The organism is Thermodesulfobacteriota bacterium (genome assembly GCA_040757775.1).
Lineage (GTDB): Bacteria > Desulfobacterota > UBA8473 > UBA8473 > UBA8473 > UBA8473.
Genome location: JBFLWQ010000002.1, coordinates 39,547 through 58,626 on the forward strand (window position 1 = coordinate 39,547; position 19,080 = coordinate 58,626).

Genomic DNA, 19,080 nt, shown 5'->3' on the forward strand with positions numbered 1-19,080 from the left:
CTATACACTTTCCTGTCGCTCTCGCATCTCTATGACTGGCAGCATAACCACTATGCCGGCTAAAAACCAGAAAGGCTCCATAATGCGGACAATAATAAAGGTGTTAGCAGAAATTGCATGTGTTAACATGGCTACCAGACCAGCAAGAAATCCTAAAGCCAATCCCTTGTAAAACCTATCTTTTGACTTTCGATATGTCTCAAGGACATTGGTAAGCAGTGAATATATCAACCATAAAAATGCTGCCATACCCAAAATACCGGTTTCAACCAAAACACGGGGATACTGAGCATCAAAAAAAGAATGCCCACCAATTCCATAGCCTAATATAGGATGTTTTACCCATTGTTTGGTGATTACGTTTTTCCAGGCATAAACACGGGCAGAAGTAGATGTATCGAGTTTAATCCCACCAACTTTTATTTGGCCAGCCTCTGTTGGTTGAGTATACGTGTATATAACCCTTTTTTTAACGAAAGAGGGAATAAGAAATGGCCCCAGGATTATTAAAATAGCCATTAATATTGCGATGCCCGCCTTCTTTTCACTCAACATGAGAAATGCAAAACACATAGGGACTATTGCCACGTATGAACCTCTTGATTGGGTAGCCAGAAAAGGGATGATTATTAAAAGAGCCAATACACCAAGAAGAACCTTATTCCTCCTGGATTCCGTGGTGAGAATTAACCCGGCTACTATAGATAAGATGAGGAGCAGGTACCCGGCAAGGGTATTTGGTTCACCTACTTCTCCTTCAAAGGGTGCGGTTACCCTATCTCCTCCAGGTATCTGGTAGATTCCGATTATACCGACAACCGCACAGGTAAACATTATGGCTATTATCCAATATTTTATCTGTTTTCTATCTCTTATATTGTTTAGTACCATGAAATATACGACGAAATACTCGATATATTTAAGGACAAAGAAGAATCCTGTTTTGATTTGGACTCGTCCGAACATAATGCCGAATGCAGTTGAAAGAGCCATTGCTGCTATGTAATAAAATATCGGTTTATTTAAAGGCGTTTTTAAAAAAAGCCCCAGCTCTTTGTATATAGCACTCTTAGCAAACCAACTGAAACCGATTAACACCAGTAGAAAATCATCCAGACGCAGCGTTACCCCTCGTTCTACAGCGCTTTTTCCAGCAATTTCCCCAACAATAAACTCAGGTCCTAGCAGCATAGAAAAGATAAGTATATACAGAGCTGCCTCAGTACTTACGAAGCTGATGATAAAAATCGATATTCCACCCAGAACTGCCAGCGCTATAGTGGGCTTAACATAAGTTAAGCCAAAACTAAGAAATAAGGCGATTAAAAGAACCCCGGAAAATAACAGTATGGTTTTATTGTTAAACCTCTTTAACAGATTAGGCATGAATGGACTCCCTGTATAAACCGGGAAATTTAATGAATAATAACAGGTTCAGTTTGTAAAAAGGATTCGAGGATTCAAGGGGTCAAGGGTTTGACTGTTTGTTTTACAATGATTTTATAAGTTATAAATATCCAGACACAACTGATATGACTTTTGCCAGACCCTGGGTATAATAACACATGGCTCTATGAGTGTTGGGTTGTATAGTACTGGCGGTAGAGACATAAACCTTCAACCATTACTTTTACCCTTATTTCTTATATTCTTTTTTAAGCCTCTCCATATCGGAACCGGAAAGCCCCTTTTTGGTCTCTTCAACCTTTTTTGTAATCTCGCCTTCAATGCTTTTCTTTATGACCCTGTCCAGTAAAACAGGAACTCTCCCGGTTATGAAAGATACAACTACTGCCAGCAAAAAACATATAAGGGTGACTAGAATCAGGAATTTTATCTCTTTCTTCTTTCTGGTTTTGCTTTTTCTTCTCTTTTTAACCAATTCTATTTACTCCCTGCAAGAGTTGTATAGTGATTATTCCTCTCTGTTTCTTTCTTTTGTGATGGTTTTTATATCTTTGGTCTCTGTCTGAGTTCCAAGTACTTTGTGATAGGTATTCTTTAAGCTATACCACCTCTTTGGCTTTGAAGGAGTTTTTTTCTCCTCTCCATAGGCATAGTAACGGTCATATTTAAATTCTGTATAATCAGGGCTTATTTCTGCCTGAAGCTTATTCAATACAACTCCCATTACGTTTGCTTTAACGTTCTCTAATTGAACCTTGGCACGTTTTAAGCCTCCTCGGGCTATCTTCCCTACATGATATACCAGAATTGCTCCATCCAGTTTTGACGCCAGAATAGAAGCATCTGCAGCGGCGAGAGCAGGACTTGAGTCAAAAAGAACAACATCGTATTCTTCTCTCACCTGAGAGATAAAATCTTCCATGCGTTGTGAATTCAGTATCTCAGAGGGGTTTGGACTTATAGTTCCAGAAGTCATTATGTTAAGGTTATCAATACCTGGAGTCTTCATTATATCATCTATTTTCATATCTCCAGTAACAAAATCAGTTATTGTCCTGACTGCATCCCTCCATTCATAGTTGCCCAGGATAACATCTGACAGACCTGGTACTTTATCTATCCCGAAAAGCTTGGAGACCATTGGCTTTCTTAAATCAGATTCTATTAAAAGTACTCTCTCTCCTGTCTGAGCCATAACAATAGCCAGATTAATCACAGTAGTAGTCTTACCTTCTAAAGGGGAAGAACTGGTATATAGTATTGTTTTAATATCCTTTTCCATTCTCATAAAATGGACATTTGTCCTTAATTTCTTATAACTTTCGGCTAATGTCGATTTAGGAGCAAAATGAGTAATTAAACGTGCATTCCTGCGGATGATATCTTCATCAATTTGTTCAGGATATCCCTCCGATAGAATATTCTTTATATCTTCATATCCAACATGGGGGATTACACCCAGTACAGGCACTCCAAGGAATTTCTCTACATCCTCTATTGTACCTATGGATGTATCGAGGGTTTCAAATACAAATGCCATTATTAAACCAATTATTAGCCCGATAATAACACCTATAAAGGAGGTTGTATAAACATGTGGTGGATTGACAGGGCTTATCGGTTCTATAGCCGGCTTTACTATACTTACCTCTTCTACCTTTTCAGCCTCTTTTATCAAAGCCTCCTGATATTTTGATTCTAAAAGAGAAAAGGTCTGGGACCTGACTGTTAAATCGTGCTCCAGCCTGGCAAGTATTAATCCTTTTTCTGGAAGGGCCCTGAATTTACTGCGAAGCCGATCAAGATCCCTCGCCAGATTGGCACTACGTCCTTCAAGGGTTTTCTTTTGATCTGAAAGCTCAGCGATCATGTTTTGAATTGTCTCGCTAATTTTGGTTTTTACTTCCTTTAGCCTGGGATGGTTTTTAGTAAAGTTAAGCAGGAGGGTGTCTCTTTCCAAAGTAAGATCAACAAGTTGGCTGTTTAAACGGGCAAATATAGGCCCCACTTTGTCGGCATATATGCCTTTTATATCTTTTTCCGGTATTGCCTCTTCCTTCTTAAGGCGTTTCAAGATTGAGTCAATTTCCTCTATGGTCCGCTTTAGGCTTTCATGTTCTGTTTCTATTTTGGTTAGCTGATCTAAAGTAATTCCGGTTTCGCTGTCTATCGAGATAAATTTATTTTCTTCTCTATAGTCTTTTACTTTTTCCTCTGCTTCTTTCAGGTTTTCCTTTGCTAACCCTAATTGCTGCTCTATAAAAACCCTTCCTTCAATAATACGCTTGTTTCTTTCCTTGGTATTCTGATCTTTGTAAACTTCCGCAACAGTATTTGCCAGTTTTTGAGCTAGTTTAGGGTTTTCTGAAGTTGCTATAATATTAATTAAGTTTGTGAACCCTTCACGCTTGGTTTCTACCTGCTCTTTAAGTTTCAAAACAACGTTAAGGTGTTTAGTGTTTCTACGAATTTCATCCGAAGTCAGGCTACTGTCTAAAAAACCCAACTTTTTAGCCACTTCCTCTATTACAGGGTAACTTTTTATGATTATTGCCTGCGTCTCTAATGTATCTGCCGGACTCCATGACAGGCTCTCAACATACAAGCCGGTGAGGGTTGAACTTCGCTCTATTTTTACGCTTGAAGAAGCCTCATATAAAGGGACAGGAGTTTGGAGAATGGCAAAAAGGGTGCTGAAAACTCCCATGAGGATGGTAGCAAAGATGACAATTATCTTTCTTTTACGTAATATACGCCAGTAATCCCTTAACGTTAAATCATACTGTGCCAATTTTTAACTCCACAAATAAAAAATTGCATATTGTTTTTAAAATGCTTACCATTATTAAGGAGCACCTGTATTTATGCGCAATCCTCCTCCTGTGGTGTAAGCGTCTCTGTATGTAGCAGGATACAAAGCAAAATCCAGCATGGGGGTTAACCTGGAAACATAGTAGTGTATATCCCCGATTACACTTCGGGGGACATAGACGACATCGCCACTTTGGAGGGATATGTTTTGACTGAAATCACCTTGCTTAAGAAAGTCTTTCAGGTTTGCAACGAGCACATTGGTTTTAGCTGGATATCCTCTTATTACCAGTATATTTTTTTCTTTGGCATCATAGGTATATCCCCCTGCAAGCGATAAAGCAGTTACAAGGTCTATTTCATGCTTGAATGAATATGCCCCTGGTGACTTAACCTCTCCAAGCACAAAGACCTTGTCCTGAGTTGTCGGATATTCAGGGATTATTATCATATCCCCTGCATCTAATATAATATTTTGACTGGTATCTCCCTGAAACATAGTTCTGTATAAGTTTACAGTGTATGTCTTCCCTCCTCTAACTAACCTCGTCCTCTTTAAATCTGCAGTAGTTTTAGCTCCGCCTGCTGTTACAAGCAAATCAATAATTGTCGTCTTGCCTTTTAAAGGATAATTGCCCGGCCCTGATGGCATTGGTTGTGTTGTTGATGTTCCCTGAATAATATTTACCTCCCCGAGTATCTGTGTCTTCTTGCTCACAAATTCCTTTATTAAAACATCTACCCTCGGATTTTTAACAAAGTCTGCCAGCCTTTCGGTAATGGTTTTATCCACCTGTCTTGCAGTAAGTCCGGAAACGTTAACATCCTCTAAAAATGATATAGATATATTTCCGTCAGAACGTACCGTCATTGTGTGTTTCTTCTCTTCGGTTCCCTCCCATAGAGATATCTCCAAGACATCTCCAGGACCTATAATGTACTCTGATATCCCAAATTCTTCAGTAAAAACCTTGTTTTTGGTAATTTTGCTCATCTCAAGAATTTCTTTTTCTCTTTCCTTTTCTTCCTTTTCAGCATCAACTGATTTTGCTTCTATCTTGCTCACTGGTGTGAATTGTCTTGAGGATACAGGCTTTGGGGCAGCAGCGCATCCCAAAAACAGGAACAAACATGGCAGGACTATCACAAAAATGGTCTTTTTAAGAACACTTCTATTATTTTTTTGGCATTCAATCGACAACATTCTTTAATAAACCCCCGTTCAGAAGAACAACGAAAATCACTGGTTGGCTTTTTTCTTTTTACGCTTCGTCTGCTGCAAGTCATTTTTTATTAGCCATTCCTCAATCAGGTTGATAATCACACCTTTCATGGTCTGGTTTTTTTCCGTTGCCTTCAATTTAAGGTCATATTTAAGTTTGTCTGGTACATCTATAATGAGTTTAGCCATACAAAACCTCTCCAAATATAGGAAATTAAAAATATTGTTTTTCACGTAGTTATAAATGTTTATATTATTTAATACATTTTTACGTAAGTCAAGCTTTTTTTTCTACCGTATTTTCTTGATTTTCTATTTTCTATTTACTATCATCATATAACCATATTTTCAAAAAAGAATCATCTCCGAAAAAGTTGGTAAAATCATAAGGATTCAAGGGAGCAAGGATTCAAGGATTTAAGGGGAATGCTTAATGCCCTTATAAAATCGTTAGAAAACCCGCCAAAGGCGGGAACCCTTGAATCCTAAAACCCTTTTAAACATAAAAGAATGTATGCTGTTGAAACCATAAATCTGACCAAGATATTTAGACCAGCAAGGAATATATTCAGTCGTAGGTCCCCGCGGCTTAAAACCGTGACTGCAATATGTCAACTGAATTTAAAGGTAAGAAAAGGTGAGGTATTTGCCATTCTGGGTCCCAATGGTGCAGGCAAAACCACCCTTATAAAGATTATGTGCTCTCTAATTACTCCTACCAGTGGTACTGCCCTGATAAATGGTTACGATGTGGTAAAAGATGAAGACAAGATTAAATCTCTTGTGGGGCTGGTTATCGGTGAAGAGAGAAGTTTTTATTGGCGACTTACCGGAAGGGAAAACCTGGAGTTTTTCGGAGTACTGCACAACCTGAGTTTACGTGAGGTGCAAAGGAGATCAGAGGCTATCATAGGGTTATTGGAGATTGATGAGCCAGATAAGAGATTCTATGAATATTCCACCGGCAATAAACAAAAACTAGCACTTGGAAGGTGTCTTCTTTCAAATTCAGAGGTTATATTTATGGATGAACCTACGAAAAGCCTTGACCCTGGGGTAGCATCAAAGTTTAGAAAATTTATTAAAGAAGTGCTGGTGGAGAAAGAAAACAAGACGGTTATTTTCTCTACCCATTTAATTCAGGAAGCGGAAGAGTTGGGAAACAGGATTGCTATTATGGACAAAGGATTGGTTAAGGCATATGGGGATGTAAATGAGTTAAAGGTTGGTGGAGGGTCACTCTTTGATACCTACAGTCGATTTACATCTAAGAGAGAGGGTTAAAATTGGTATTTGAAAAGTTATGGGTCTTTTTGAAAAGAGACTTTCTGACCGCCTCCAGTTATAAGTTTAGCTTTTTCCTGGATGCAGTCGGTATAATAGGTGCCATGCTAACCTTTTTCTTTATAGGGGAGTTGTTTAAAAACAGTTATGTTCCCTTGCTTGAACAGTATGGCGGTGATTATTTCTCTTTTGTCATTATTGGGGTTGCCTTCTCAAGCTATCTTGGTTCAGCTCTGAGTAATTTTGGTGGAGTAATTAGTGTTGAACAGGGTATGGGTACCATGGAGGCATTGATTATGACACCCACCGGGATTTCTACCATACTGATAGGGGGCTCAATATGGAACCTCATCTTTACCTCTTTTAGGGTGGCGTTTTATCTTCTTGCGGGGGTATTCCTTTTTCATATGAAGCTAAAGGTTATCAACCTTACAGCCATTGCAGCTATTCTGGTACTGTCTCTGGTTCCTTTTATTTCACTGGGAATTATATCGGCAAGCCTCATACTTGTCTTCAAAAGAGGTGACCCTGTTGGTTTTCTCTTCGATGGGGCATCAAAATTTCTGGCAGGGACCTTTTTCCCTATCGCAATTTTACCCCTATGGATTAAAAAGCTTTCAGCCTTTGTTCCCCTCACTTATTCTCTAAGGGCATTACGAGAGGTCCTTCTAGCACAGGGAACTCTTAGAGATGTTTGGTATGATTTGTCAATACTCTTGCTTTTTTCAATAATTCTATTTCCAATTTCCCTTAAATGTTTCAAATTGGCATTGAGGGTTGCAAAGCGAGAGGGAAGCTTTTGTCAGTTTTAAAAACAAAGGATTCAAGGGGTCAAGGAGCCAAGCTCTTCCCTAAAATGATCACAATCCTGAAGCAATGCAAAAACACCTCATTTACCCGGCGAAGATAATCCATATAGCTTATCCTTGATTGTTGAATATATCTCCTCTGGGCTATTATGTGACGGGGAGGGAAAAATGTCCTCCCGACAAATCTCACCTTCCTGAATAATCCCCTGTTCATGGATAGATGAACCAGATAGCTCAAGCCCGGAGGTCGGTCATTATTTGATATGGCATTTATAAATATCCTTTCGCCAAGGGTGAAATGTTTTGGCATCAGTCCCAGCAATGCCCTTTCAGGTATTTTTGACGCGATAAATCCAGAGACAAAGTAAAGAGCTATATAAACCATTCTATCCAGTTTGAATTTAAGGCTGTATTTAATCAGCCTATCCCAGTCTAATCTATCCTGATAAGAATTTATGGCTTCATTAATATCACATAAAAGACTGAGTTTACTTAAAGAATGGGTAACCCTCAGGGCATGTTCTGATAGGTGGATAATAAGGTGGTGAGGTGCCATGACCAGCGTTTCTACACTGGCAACACTTGCCTTTTGTGCATCCTGCCAGATATCCTCCATTTTTATATTATTGATGTATGAATCATTTGGTATTGTAGAATTGACAAAATGCCAGTGAATGTGAAACGAAGGAGAGTTAGTGGAAGCGTTTCGATAATCAAGGGTGGTTAAATATGTTGATGTAAAATCAATACCATCAAGGGATCGGTCAGATGGAAAGTATCCGATACCTTCTAGATGTTCATTTATGCTAAAAAGGTCTTCTTTTTTTACCAGCAGGTCTACATCGGACATTGGTCTTAAAGCCAGATTCCCATATGCCATTTCAGCTAATGCCGCTCCTTTGAGGACTATTACCCGAAGCCCTGCTTTATTGAGTACCTTAAGGATATTCCTTAATTCATTGAAAATTAAGGTGTTTTTACTGGCACTTAGATAATAATCTTTTCTTAGTTCATCAGTAACATATTTGGGGGTATAATTCTTATTTATGAGAACCTTTGGAAGCCTAATAAAAACCAAAGGCGAGATGCCCTCCCCTCTCGCCTTTTCTAGAAAATAATCCCAATCTATCTTATCTCTTTGTATTTCAATTAACCAATCTATATCCTTACCGCTGATTTCTGTCTGACAGCAAAGGAGCAACAACTTATCTTCCGTTAGCCAGGTCATTCAGACTCCCAAATCATTCCAGTTACCTTCTCTCCTTTGCCTCGATGAATTTTTCTCATCCCAGTATCTTCAATTTCTTGAGATTGGATATGCTTCGTTGAAATGATTCGGAGACTTGAAATCCTTTTTGCTTCTTCTTCAAGTTGCTCATCCAGTGCAGGTATGGAGACTTGAATAAGGACAGCTTATGGTTTAACGACCCAAACACCACTATTTTCCCCCTCCATTGTCTTTAATCCTGCCATCCTGACTTCTTCTAAAATTTCCTTGAAGCTAAAAAAGAAATGGCAAAAATTTAGTTTCTTTGGATTGCTAACTGAAGAAACATACCTAACCATTAAATCACCCGGCTCTGAGTCAAACTTTTCCTTTAAAAAGAAGTTTCTAATTCTCCGGAAGAAACCCATAATATTTAATCTTGAAAATAATCTTCTGTCTTTATAATAAGCCGAAAAAACAAGGATACCATCGGGTTTAAGAATATCTCTGATTTTTTTTAACGTTTCTATCCTAAGTTTTTTAGTTGGAATGTAGGAATAGACCTCTCTACTAAATAGAACATAATCAAAATACTTTGCAGGGCAGTCAATATCGGTAACACTTTGTACTTTAAAGCTTATGTTAAGCCCTTCCTTTTTGGCATTTTCTGTAGCCTTAGCAACCATATTAGGAGAGATATCAATGCCCATAACTTCAAAACCCATCTTAACTAAGGCAATCGCCTCTCTTCCAGCACCACATCCCACATCAAGGAGTTTGGCTTTGGGTTTCATGTATCTTTCAATTATATTTCTCTCCCATTCCTCAAGCCCTTCTGAAATAAGCTGGGAGTGAAATTCAACTTCCTCTGCACTATTATATTTTTCAGCCACACTATGGAGAGAATCCGCCGATTTTTTTACAAATAAATTGGGATTAAAAAGACTAGGGATCTTGCTTAGAAATATCGGGATTTTTATTATGAACGAAAGTCTAAAATAGATGAAATTGATCAGCCTGGCTAACCCTCTTTCGGTCTTTATCCTATGCCCATTCCTTTCAATTGCCACTACCTTGCCTAACGCATTTTGCATATCAACCTTTTCAGGGGAGCTAAAGGAAGCATCCCCCTTAATCACCAAGTTCATGTTGCCATTTTCCCTGCATTTATTAATAACGCGGTGTACTGCTACATTGTTTTCAGAAGTTGAGTAAAATACCACATCCCCTATTTTGAGAGAGGGATTTTTAACTGGACTTACCGTAATAAAATCTCCATTCCGAATAAAGGGACGCATACTAAAGCCTCTTGCCTGAAAACGGATAGACACATCCCTTTCAAGTAATTCCCTGCTTAATTTCAATAAGTTGGAATGGTTTAAAAAGATTGGATTTTTCACCTGTCTAAATATCTCTTACGAAGTCTACAATTCTTTTATCTGGGAGGAAATTGAGTCTACAACAAGGAACTTCTCTGACCAACTCATCAATAAATCCTAAAGTAGATTCCATACCTTTTTTGTCCCATAAGGTTGGGAAAGAGCAAACCAGCAATTTTGAAGCAGCGTCAACCCATTTTATTCCTTCTACCTTGTTCTCACGGGCATGGTTAAGAAAGAAAATTCTTTCCAGAGGAGCCTTTTCCGGCGAACATAGTTCCGCATCTCCGTGCCAGGGGGTGCCGTGCATCCAGAAGCGACCATCAATCTTGCGGATAATTACCCGGTCATCGCTAAGTATAGTGGCATCCTTTTTGTCTTTCCAGAAGTCAGCTATAGTACTCTTTCCCGCTCCAGATACGCCGGCGAAGAGTAACCCATGACCGCAATCACTGACTCCGCAGGCATGAATCAATGTTCCTTGGCGCTGACTCAGTAATGCAATAGTCATAAACTGGTCAAAGGGGTAACCAAAACTGCTAAAACCTGATCCGACCACATCTTTATCGCTATAGATGTCAGCCTGCGTAAAATCCTCCGGGAATAGCGCCATTTCATCTCCGATATGGAAGAGATATGAGGCATCCAGTTTAGAGATGGTCCAATCAGGAAATGGATTATATATCTTTAACTGTTGCTGAGGCAAAGCGAACGGCTCAAAATGGCGCTGGACAAATACCTCCGGCTCAGCAAAAACCAGAAAAGGCTGATATCTCAGCCGATTATGGTCGTGTCTGAGGTCATAGCCCGGGGCACGAACCGAAAAAGTAATCCCGCCAATACAGATTCTTATCTCATCGAGCTTTTCCATTTCTTCCAAATTAAGAACCTAAGGTTGTCCTACATCCATTTGTTGAGCAAGCTCTGCCAGTCCTCCCAATAGTGTCTGTAGGACCAGCCTTACAAATTCCCAGGACTGCCTCGTCGATGTTTAATTTAACCTGTTTTAGCTGTGGTCTTTGCCATGGGCGTTTTTTCTTTTCCATCCCTTTTCACCTCCTTGCTACCAAAATTCTTCTGCCTTAGCTGGGTAACCTGGCAGAGAAAATCGACTACTCTTTGCGGGTTACCTTTTTCCAGTTCTGCCCAGCCTGGACATTGCTCACATAGATAAACCAGTTCGCAGTTCCGGCAAGGGAAGTCTGCGTCCATCCTCTGGTTAATCAGCTTAGGCATTATTTCTTGCCAGCCCTGAGAAAAACCAATGCTTCTCAGATTATAGCCCTGACTCTGTGTCATGGTGCAGGGGCTGACCTGTCCGTAGGGATTAACGTTAAAACCAGTTAAGCCAGCACTACAAAGATAAAGACTATCTGTTTGCAGACCTTGTAATTCTTTAAAGTTCTCCTCTAATTGCTGAGCACGCTTTTTATCTGCAAAGTCAAAGTCAATCACCTCCTGGGGTGATAACCGCCATTGAGAAGGTTCTGGAGAACCGTCCAGCCTGGGATTAATAAAGGGATCAAATCTGAACCTGACACCTAAGGTTTCCGCAAACCTTTTGATACCAAGAAACTCGTCTTTATTTAAGGTCATAACTACGGTTTTAAGGGTCAGCGATAGCTTTTTCGCCAGGATGTGCTTAATAGCCGAGTGGGTCTTTCTGAATGAACCTTTAGATCGGGTAATCCTTTCATGGGTCTTTTCGCTCAGACCATAAATGGTTATTTCAATATCACAAGGCGGGTATTCAGCAAATTGTTCTATCAATGTGGAGGTCATCAGGGTGCCGTTAGTAAAGAGTTCAATAATAAACCCTCTGCCTTTGGCATAGGAGTAAATTTCCCAGAAATCAGGCCGCAGAAGAGGTTCTCCCCCGGTGATTAATAACCGGAGACAACCGGCATCAGCCATCTCATCCAGGCACTGGCAGATCTCAGAATAGGTAAGTTCTTGGGTTTTAGCTGACCGGTCATGTGGCGGCAAATTACAATAGCAGTGAACACAATGCAGGTTACACCGATAGGTTAGCTCCAGTGCCCCGCCATAAGGTATCCGATACTGAAATATCTTAGGTCTAATTTGATGCCCAAATGCCTGGTAACTTAATTGTGGTATTGAGCAAATAGTCATAAGATAACTTCCTTAATATTAGTTATAGCCTCTATCTTAATCAATTTCTGTAAAAAGTCAAGGATATCTTTCTCCGCGGTCTTACGCTTAACCTCAAAAACACTGAGCATTTGGGTGATGATTTCGTTCACAGTTCTCTTACCGTCGATCAAGTTCCAGACCTCCGTGGCAACCTCGTTCAGATGCAGAATCTGAAGTTCATCCTGATCAACCAGCACTGCTTCCTCTTCAATCATCTTCCATTGAATATCCGGATTCTTAGTGAGCCGAACCTCGGGTGTTAGTCTCATATTGTTTTCCTAAGGTAAAGGGGGATTGATTGAGTAAATATTTTCAGGGCTCTTCGATAATGCCTGAATGCCTTCGTCCAAAATCCTTTCCTCATGTATAGTTTCCCCAATCTAATCTGGACTTTGACATCCAACAGTCCAAGTCGGATAGACTTTTTATAATACCCAATTGCCCCTGAGACTTTTCCATTCTTCTCAAAGACTATTCCCTGCAAATAATAGACCAATGGATCGGTTGAATCCAGGGCAATGGATTTCTCCAGGGCTAAACGGGCGGGATCAATTTGTCCGGTTTTAAGATAAGCATAGCCTAATCCAAGATAGGCTGCGGCGTAGTCTGGTCTCAATTCAATCGCCCTTTGATAACTATCAATCGCCTTGTGCCACGCTTTTTGTTGGAGATAGACATTACCTAATCCACTGAAGGCATCAGGATTCTCTGGGTCGAGTTGCAATGCCCGCTGATACTCTTGCTCAGCCGTCAACCATTTGCCAAGTGCTTCGTATACTGGCCCATTATTATTATACCGGGTGCGATAGCTCTGATCCAGGGCGATTGATTTCTGGTAGTAAAGGGTAGCCTGATCATATTGCCCGATATTGTAATGGAGTCGTGAAAGATTATAAAAAATAGAAGGATCTTCTGAGGTTAATCTTAATACGCTTTCGTATTGAGCTATCGCTGACTGGTTTTTGTCCTGAAATTCGTAGAGAAGAGCCTCCCTTTTAGCGGTAAGAATTTCTTGCTGAGTTCTGTCTAATAACGGTTGCTGGAGACGTAATTTTAACTCATCACCCAGATATTTATATTTAAGTGGTGTAAAGCCTCCCTCAACCGAATAGGCAATAGTTACTATCTCTGTCTTTAACCGCTTCGTGTTTAACCTTTCAACCAATTCTTGAGGCCAAAGCCAGGGTTTGCGATCAGGCGCAAGGCTATTCACGATGGATGGCGTTACCAGGAAGTCCAGATCAATATCTAAAAGCACTGGCTCATCAAATTCGGGCAGATGGGCTAAGGTGGATGCTTGAACCTTCTTATTGTAAAATTGAGTGGATATAGAATTATTGGACTGTTCAATTTTTTTATCTTGGTGAGATTTTATCTTAATAAGATTCTTAAATATGTTTGCTATGGCTTTGCGTGTTTTGTGATTAGAAAAACTTCCGTCTGGCAGGATCCAATAAAATTCGCGAACGATACCATGCTGCATGGCGGGACAGATATAATTGCCGATATGTACCATTTTCTCTTTCTTTTTAGAGGTCGGATTCCAGATGGTTTGACTCTCAAGGAGTGTTTTTAATTCATCTTTATTCTTTGCCTCAAGGATCTGGGTTAAGTCCTTTTCCGGTACCCAGCCAAAGTCAATATGGGCATCAATGTGAACCAAAATTTTATCTTTAACTCCGGCATTCTGCCAAACAGGAAGTACCTCATTGTGGTTTTCTAGTAATACAACATTTTCACAGTTAACAGATTTAACCGATGGAATCTTCATATTACTTTAGCTCAATAAACCCTTCTCTTAGTAATCGCTTCAGTAATACCTCAAGTTTCTCTTGAACCATAGCTGAAGTATCTAAAGGTTGCACATCTTTTAGCTTTGCCATTAGTTCGGTACCGCTGAACCGGCATTTTATTAATTTAATCAGCTCTTTTTCCTGATCATTCATCATCAGGTAGCTGCCGTCTGTTTTATTAAGGAGATACCAGCCTTTTGAAGAGGCATTGTTCAGACTAAAGGCGATGGGGATAAGATAAACTTCCTTTGCGAGAACCGGTTTTTTATCCAGGTTAATTTCGGGAACAGGTGGTTTATCATATCGATCCATAAGACCCCAGCAAAGTTTTTGCAGGTTATGTGCCTCTGCCTGGGTCATCATATCACCGGTTGGTGTAAATTCTGTAAAGAACTTAAAGGGAAGTGCTGGATCCCTTTTGTACTCCAGCCCGTAGCGCATCGGGTCATTATAAACATTATTGCCCGGGGTAAGGTAATAGACATTAAAGGTTATACAACTAATGAATTGCCGGTGTTCAATCAAAAACTGCACTGTATCCAGTCCTTTCTCAACCGTTTCAGTCGGTAGCCCCAGCATGCACTGGAGATAAACATCAATGCCGGCATTATGGCAGTCGCGTATGACCTTTAAAGAGGTCTTGCGGTGATTCCCCTTGTGCACAGAAGCACAAACCCGGTCATTGGCCGATTCAAACCCGAAGTTAATCTGTCTGCAACCCGCCCGCGCCGCCAGGGTAAATATCTCCTCAGAAAATTGGGAATCACATCGAGCCATTGTCCACCACCTAATTTTAATACCTTCAGCGATGATCTGTTCTGAAATAGACTTCATTTGTTGAGGCGCAAGAGCGGGATCGGAAAACATTAAATCGGTTACCGGATACTGATCAACCAGAATTTTAATGTCACGGACTGCCAAAGCGGGAGTTTTACGACGATAGCGCGGTTTCGGCAAAGGCAGGTCAACACAATAATCACATCTGCCCCAGTAACAACCGCGTGAAGCCTCAAAAGGAAGTGTCATTTTACCGTGGCCACTGGCATCATATTCGTTAAGTGGTAAGCCTTCGAAGTCAGGGGAGGGCAGTTGATCCAAATCTTCCTCAGTGGATAAAGGACTAACAACCCAGCGGTTATCCGCTCTGTATATCAAATTAGGCACACAGTTAAGCGATCCTTCTGCTTGAAGTGTGTGAATAAGACGGGCTAGTGGTGTTTCACCCTCAAAATATATAAAGCCATCAAAAAGTGAAACTAAATCGGGACGATTGGCGAGTTCATCCCGGTAAAGCGAAACCCATTGTCCACCAAGGATAATTTTGAGTTCCGGATTCGTTTTCTTGACTAAATTACAAAGGGTAAATGTCGGGATTACCTGAGAAGGTGAAGTAACCGAGATGCCCAGGAGGTTAACCCCCTGCTTAATGATGCCTTCAACAATGGCCTGTTCGGTAAAAAATTGATAAAAGGTATTCTCTTCAATATCGTTAAGATAACGTAAAAGATTGGATGAAGCAAGGAGCCGTTCGGTAAAGTAGAACGAGGAATTGGTATTGTTGTTGTATGCTAAAAAGGGCATCCCTAAGTCATCTCGAGATTCATCAGGAAGCAAGTGAGAATAATATCTATTTTGCAACTTTTCCGCGAAATGCTTTTTAAGAAGATGTTTAAGAATAGGCGTTGGGCGGAGCAATTTTTTATCGAGTTTAACTGTTACCTTGCCCCATAAAAAATCACGGTAAGCAATATTGTAATCGGCTTGGGTGACCGGAAAGCCGTGGGTTTTTAGATAACCAACTAAGGCAGGTGTACCCAAAGGCGGAACACCATATTCATAATCCGGTGGGATACAGAGTTGGGTCTTGATAATCATAGAGCAATTTTAACACTACCGATTTGTCCCATTTGAGCAAGGATAGTTTTCATGCCCTCTCCGACCTCTGCGGAAGTAACATCGAACTCTTGGAGCAGTATCTCTTTTATCTCATTGACTTGACGTTTGTTCCCAGATGCGTGCAGCAGTCTCATTCAGTTCTTTCCATATCTATTCAGTCAAACGTATTTTCCTGGGGTTAACTTCTTCCCAATCTGGTCTCTCCTACCCTTCAATTATTGCTTTTATCCCCTCTAACTGCTGCAAGTGTTCTATAATATCCTTTTCAGCCTCTTCGGGATTTAAAGCTAAAGTCACTGTACCTTATGGGGTTCAGCGATGAGCTACTGCCCGTTTACTGGAATAACTTGTTGGATTCGCTTTGATTCTTGACTTTAACGGATATTTTTCGGGATTTTCGAGATTATCAATTTCCAAATCAATATCCAATTCTGGCCAGTATAAATGATAGCCATGAAGCAATTGAACATTTTGTATGGAATTCAATGTTTGACCTTTAAAGTAAGGAAAATCATTATAACTCAGGAAGTATTCCCTTTCTTTTACAAAAAGCCATATACCGAAAGGGGTTATATTTTCAACGCTTACCAAAATGCGTTTGCCATGCTTCAATGATTTCATTCCTATGCTCCTCTACGATTTTTTGAATCTCGTTTAATTTCCTCCTATTTAGCCCATGATATACAGATAACGACATAATAGGTTTCAACCAAAATTTTGCTTCGCCATCCTCGCCCGTCACATGAATATGTATTCGTTTTTCTTCATTTGAAAGAAAATAAAATCTGTAGCCTTTCTCTCTAAATATTGTGGGGCTCATATTATTGCTTTTATCCCCTCTAACTGCTGCAAGTGTTCTATAATATCCTTTTCAGCTTCCTCTGGCGTTACCTCAAACTCTTCTACTACCTTTTCTTTTATTCTTCCAACCTTTGTTTCACCGTCTATCATTTCCCAGATGCGTGCAGCAGTCTCATTCAGGGTAAAGATACTCTCCAGATCCCCCACATTTTGCCTGATGGGGACCAGTATAAACTCATCAGCTATCTTTCTCGATACAATGGAATCGCTCTTCCTGTAAATCCTCTCATCAAATTCCATGAAGCGTTAACCCTCCCTATCAAAAAGGATTCGGAGATTCATGTGTCTGTTCTTTAAAGAGTAAAAGCCTTAGAGTTTTAACATTTCACTTGAATCCTTCACTTGTAATTGATTATCCAGCAACGGCATTTAAATCAGGCAGATCTCCTTCATCAACTGCCCCTGTTATATAGAGTATCGGTGTATCTGATAATTTAACACGTTGTGTTTTATCCAGCTTCTTTTTTTGAGAGTCGAATAAGACCTCTACAGTAGGGCGTAGTGGACGGGCTTCGTCAACTTCGATCACCCTCCCGATGTAACCTGAATTTAATTTAACATAACTGTATAGAGGAAATATGGAAAGTCGCTCAACCAACGCCTTTATGATGTTGGTAGGAAAGAATCCATGCAAAGTATTCAATATTTCCTTTATTGCGTGATGAGGAAGGAGATATTTCTTATATGACCTCGAATGGGAAATTGCTTCATAGACATCGGCGAGACCAATGATCTTGGCGTTCTCATTGATTTCCTCCCCCTTTAGTCCACGGGGATAACCCTTGCCGTTTTCCCTCTCATGTTCCTGAAGGGCTATTTCGGCTAACCATGCGTATTCTTCTCCTAAAGAACTCAGAATCTCAAATCCATATTCAGTATGTCTTTTTATCATATCAAACTCTTCATTATTCAGAGCCCCATGTTTTTTGACTATCTCGTCAGGTATCTTCCACATCCCCACATCATGGAGCAATCCAGCGACCCCGAGTTTAAACAGTTGTTCTCTTGAATATAAAAGCCCTATACCGATTTCTATAGCAAAGATAGCCACATTAACCATATGAAGTACGAGATAATCTAAAGGTTGCCCAATGGAAGATGCGTTCAGCAAAAGTTTATCCGTTTTTTGGTTATTCTGTAGCCTGGTTGTAAGCATTTCATGTGGTCGCAGATTATCTACAATCGCTTCTGAGATGTTAAACAGTGGACCAATCTGAAAATTTACCCCCTCTTTTATTTTAAAACCTATTTCCTCCACGTATTGAAGAGCTTCTCTGAAGACCTTATCAGGGTCTGATTTATCTGTTGTGAAAATAGCCATAGAATCATGGTCAGATTCAGGTTGGAAAGGAGGGGATTTTTTGGTTCTTTTCTTTTCCGGTTTTACCCCTTTCGATTCTATTTTCTCTTTAATAATGTCCTTGAATTCAACCATGATGTTACACCTCAGGTTTGTTCATTAATTGATTCCTGTACCACTATGGAATCAATTTCCTTCACCTTTGTGCTGTAACCTACCAGAAGGCTAAGATCGCAGATATTATTGATCTTTCTGGGGATTCCTTTACTATATTCATATATCTTGCTTATGGCTTCCTGGGTAAAGATGTTTTTGGATAGCCCTGCGGTCTTCAGGCGGAATTGTATATATTGCTCAGTCTCAGACGAACTAAGTGGTTTCAGGGTATATCTTATGGCAATCCTCTGTTCCAGTTGAGGTATTTGTGAGATCCCTTCTTTTAACTCTGGCTGGCCAATCAGGATTAGAGTCAACAAAAATCGGTCATCAAGTTGAAAATTAAGGAGAAGTCGAATCTCTTCAGAAATTGATTTGTTGCCAATAATCAGGTGTGCTTCATCAATGACCAGTATGGTATCCTTCCCTTTTTCTAAATTATTCAATATCTCATTATTTAAGAGATGCAGTAAATCTACCTTCAACCTGTGAGTGGTTTTAATTCCCAGTTGATAAACAATTTCCCGGAGAAAAGAAACAGGGGGCAGGGAAGGATTTGATATAAGGGCAACTTTAAACTTTTCATCTATCAACCTCTGGACAAAAACACGGCTCAAGAGTGTTTTACCACACCCTATCCCCCCGGTCAACATTGCTGCACCTTTTTGTCCGTTTGCTGCATAGAGCAGCCTCATCAGAGCTTCTTCATGTTTGGGCGACAGATATAAAAAGTGAGGATCAGGAACGTTTTCAAAGGGGGATAATTTCAATCCCCAGTATTCTTTGTACAACGCTTTATCC

General features: G+C 40.1%; 20 protein-coding genes and 1 pseudogene. 2 read left to right on the plus strand and 19 right to left on the minus strand.

Features of this window, described 5'->3' with window-relative positions:
• The 5 genes from AB1401_01625 to AB1401_01645 form a co-directional block, all read right to left on the minus strand.
• On the minus strand, positions 1 to 1,386 hold the full coding sequence (locus AB1401_01625; GenBank protein ID MEW6614156.1) for an O-antigen ligase family protein: 1,386 nt from the start codon (positions 1,384 to 1,386) through the stop codon (positions 1 to 3).
• A gap of 250 nt (positions 1,387 to 1,636) precedes the next feature.
• Complete coding sequence (locus AB1401_01630) at positions 1,637 to 1,882, minus strand: hypothetical protein (protein ID MEW6614157.1); 246 nt, start codon at positions 1,880 to 1,882, stop codon at positions 1,637 to 1,639.
• A 33-nt stretch (positions 1,883 to 1,915) separates the two neighbouring features.
• On the minus strand, positions 1,916 to 4,198 hold the full coding sequence (locus tag AB1401_01635) for an AAA family ATPase (GenBank protein MEW6614158.1): 2,283 nt from the start codon (positions 4,196 to 4,198) through the stop codon (positions 1,916 to 1,918).
• Between the two features lie 54 nt (positions 4,199 to 4,252).
• Positions 4,253 to 5,422, minus strand: coding sequence for a polysaccharide biosynthesis/export family protein (locus tag AB1401_01640; protein MEW6614159.1), 1,170 nt, complete (start codon positions 5,420 to 5,422; stop codon positions 4,253 to 4,255).
• A gap of 36 nt (positions 5,423 to 5,458) precedes the next feature.
• A complete protein-coding gene (locus tag AB1401_01645; protein ID MEW6614160.1) occupies positions 5,459 to 5,629 on the minus strand; it encodes a hypothetical protein in 171 nt (56 codons plus the stop codon).
• A gap of 321 nt (positions 5,630 to 5,950) precedes the next feature.
• Here AB1401_01645 and AB1401_01650 point away from each other — a divergent pair, with 321 nt between their 5' ends.
• Together AB1401_01650 and AB1401_01655 are read left to right on the plus strand one after the other, a co-directional pair.
• Positions 5,951 to 6,724, plus strand: coding sequence for an ABC transporter ATP-binding protein (locus AB1401_01650; GenBank protein ID MEW6614161.1), 774 nt, complete (start codon positions 5,951 to 5,953; stop codon positions 6,722 to 6,724).
• Positions 6,725 to 6,726: 2 nt separating this feature from the next.
• Positions 6,727 to 7,536 (plus strand): ABC transporter permease, encoded by an 810-nt coding sequence (locus AB1401_01655; protein ID MEW6614162.1) that lies wholly within the window; start codon positions 6,727 to 6,729, stop codon positions 7,534 to 7,536.
• Between the two features lie 19 nt (positions 7,537 to 7,555).
• Here the strand turns inward: AB1401_01655 and AB1401_01660 are convergent, their stop codons facing one another.
• The 14 genes and pseudogenes from AB1401_01660 to AB1401_01725 all read right to left on the minus strand — a co-directional run bounded on the left by AB1401_01660 (position 7,556) and on the right by AB1401_01725 (position 18,974).
• Positions 7,556 to 8,761 carry a nucleotidyltransferase family protein gene (locus AB1401_01660; GenBank protein ID MEW6614163.1) on the minus strand — a complete coding sequence of 402 codons (1,206 nt, stop codon included), beginning with the start codon at positions 8,759 to 8,761 and terminating at the stop codon, positions 7,556 to 7,558.
• Between the two features lie 185 nt (positions 8,762 to 8,946).
• A complete protein-coding gene (locus AB1401_01665) occupies positions 8,947 to 9,810 on the minus strand; it encodes a class I SAM-dependent methyltransferase (GenBank protein ID MEW6614164.1) in 864 nt (287 codons plus the stop codon).
• A gap of 3 nt (positions 9,811 to 9,813) precedes the next feature.
• A pseudogene (locus tag AB1401_01670) lies at positions 9,814 to 10,038 on the minus strand (hypothetical protein).
• 106 nt (positions 10,039 to 10,144) lie between these two features.
• On the minus strand, positions 10,145 to 10,990 hold the full coding sequence (locus AB1401_01675) for a hypothetical protein (GenBank protein MEW6614165.1): 846 nt from the start codon (positions 10,988 to 10,990) through the stop codon (positions 10,145 to 10,147).
• A gap of 125 nt (positions 10,991 to 11,115) precedes the next feature.
• Positions 11,116 to 12,252: a radical SAM protein gene (locus tag AB1401_01680; GenBank protein MEW6614166.1), complete on the minus strand. Its 1,137-nt coding sequence runs from the start codon at positions 12,250 to 12,252 to the stop codon at positions 11,116 to 11,118.
• The gene (locus AB1401_01685) at positions 12,249 to 12,542 is read right to left on the minus strand and encodes a PqqD family protein (protein MEW6614167.1); all 294 of its coding nucleotides are present in this window, start codon (positions 12,540 to 12,542) and stop codon (positions 12,249 to 12,251) included. The genes AB1401_01680 and AB1401_01685 overlap by 4 nt, the downstream gene beginning before the upstream one ends.
• Positions 12,539 to 14,044 carry a UPF0489 family protein gene (locus AB1401_01690; protein MEW6614168.1) on the minus strand — a complete coding sequence of 502 codons (1,506 nt, stop codon included), beginning with the start codon at positions 14,042 to 14,044 and terminating at the stop codon, positions 12,539 to 12,541. The genes AB1401_01685 and AB1401_01690 overlap by 4 nt, the downstream gene beginning before the upstream one ends.
• 1 nt (position 14,045) lies before the next feature.
• Entirely contained in the window at positions 14,046 to 15,941 is a 1,896-nt protein-coding gene (locus AB1401_01695) for a radical SAM protein (GenBank protein MEW6614169.1), read from the minus strand.
• The gene (locus tag AB1401_01700; protein ID MEW6614170.1) at positions 15,938 to 16,096 is read right to left on the minus strand and encodes a hypothetical protein; all 159 of its coding nucleotides are present in this window, start codon (positions 16,094 to 16,096) and stop codon (positions 15,938 to 15,940) included. Before AB1401_01700 ends, AB1401_01695 begins: the two co-directional genes overlap by 4 nt.
• 178 nt (positions 16,097 to 16,274) lie before the next feature.
• A complete protein-coding gene (locus AB1401_01705) occupies positions 16,275 to 16,583 on the minus strand; it encodes a DUF2442 domain-containing protein (protein ID MEW6614171.1) in 309 nt (102 codons plus the stop codon).
• On the minus strand, positions 16,540 to 16,782 hold the full coding sequence (locus AB1401_01710; protein ID MEW6614172.1) for a DUF4160 domain-containing protein: 243 nt from the start codon (positions 16,780 to 16,782) through the stop codon (positions 16,540 to 16,542). The genes AB1401_01705 and AB1401_01710 overlap by 44 nt, the downstream gene beginning before the upstream one ends.
• Positions 16,779 to 17,063, minus strand: coding sequence for a PqqD family protein (locus AB1401_01715; protein ID MEW6614173.1), 285 nt, complete (start codon positions 17,061 to 17,063; stop codon positions 16,779 to 16,781). The genes AB1401_01710 and AB1401_01715 overlap by 4 nt, the downstream gene beginning before the upstream one ends.
• A 112-nt stretch (positions 17,064 to 17,175) precedes the next feature.
• Positions 17,176 to 18,258: an HD-GYP domain-containing protein gene (locus AB1401_01720; protein ID MEW6614174.1), complete on the minus strand. Its 1,083-nt coding sequence runs from the start codon at positions 18,256 to 18,258 to the stop codon at positions 17,176 to 17,178.
• An 11-nt stretch (positions 18,259 to 18,269) separates the two neighbouring features.
• Positions 18,270 to 18,974, minus strand: a complete 705-nt coding sequence (locus AB1401_01725; GenBank protein ID MEW6614175.1) for an AAA family ATPase — start codon at positions 18,972 to 18,974, stop codon at positions 18,270 to 18,272.
• Positions 18,975 to 19,080 lie beyond the last annotated feature (106 nt).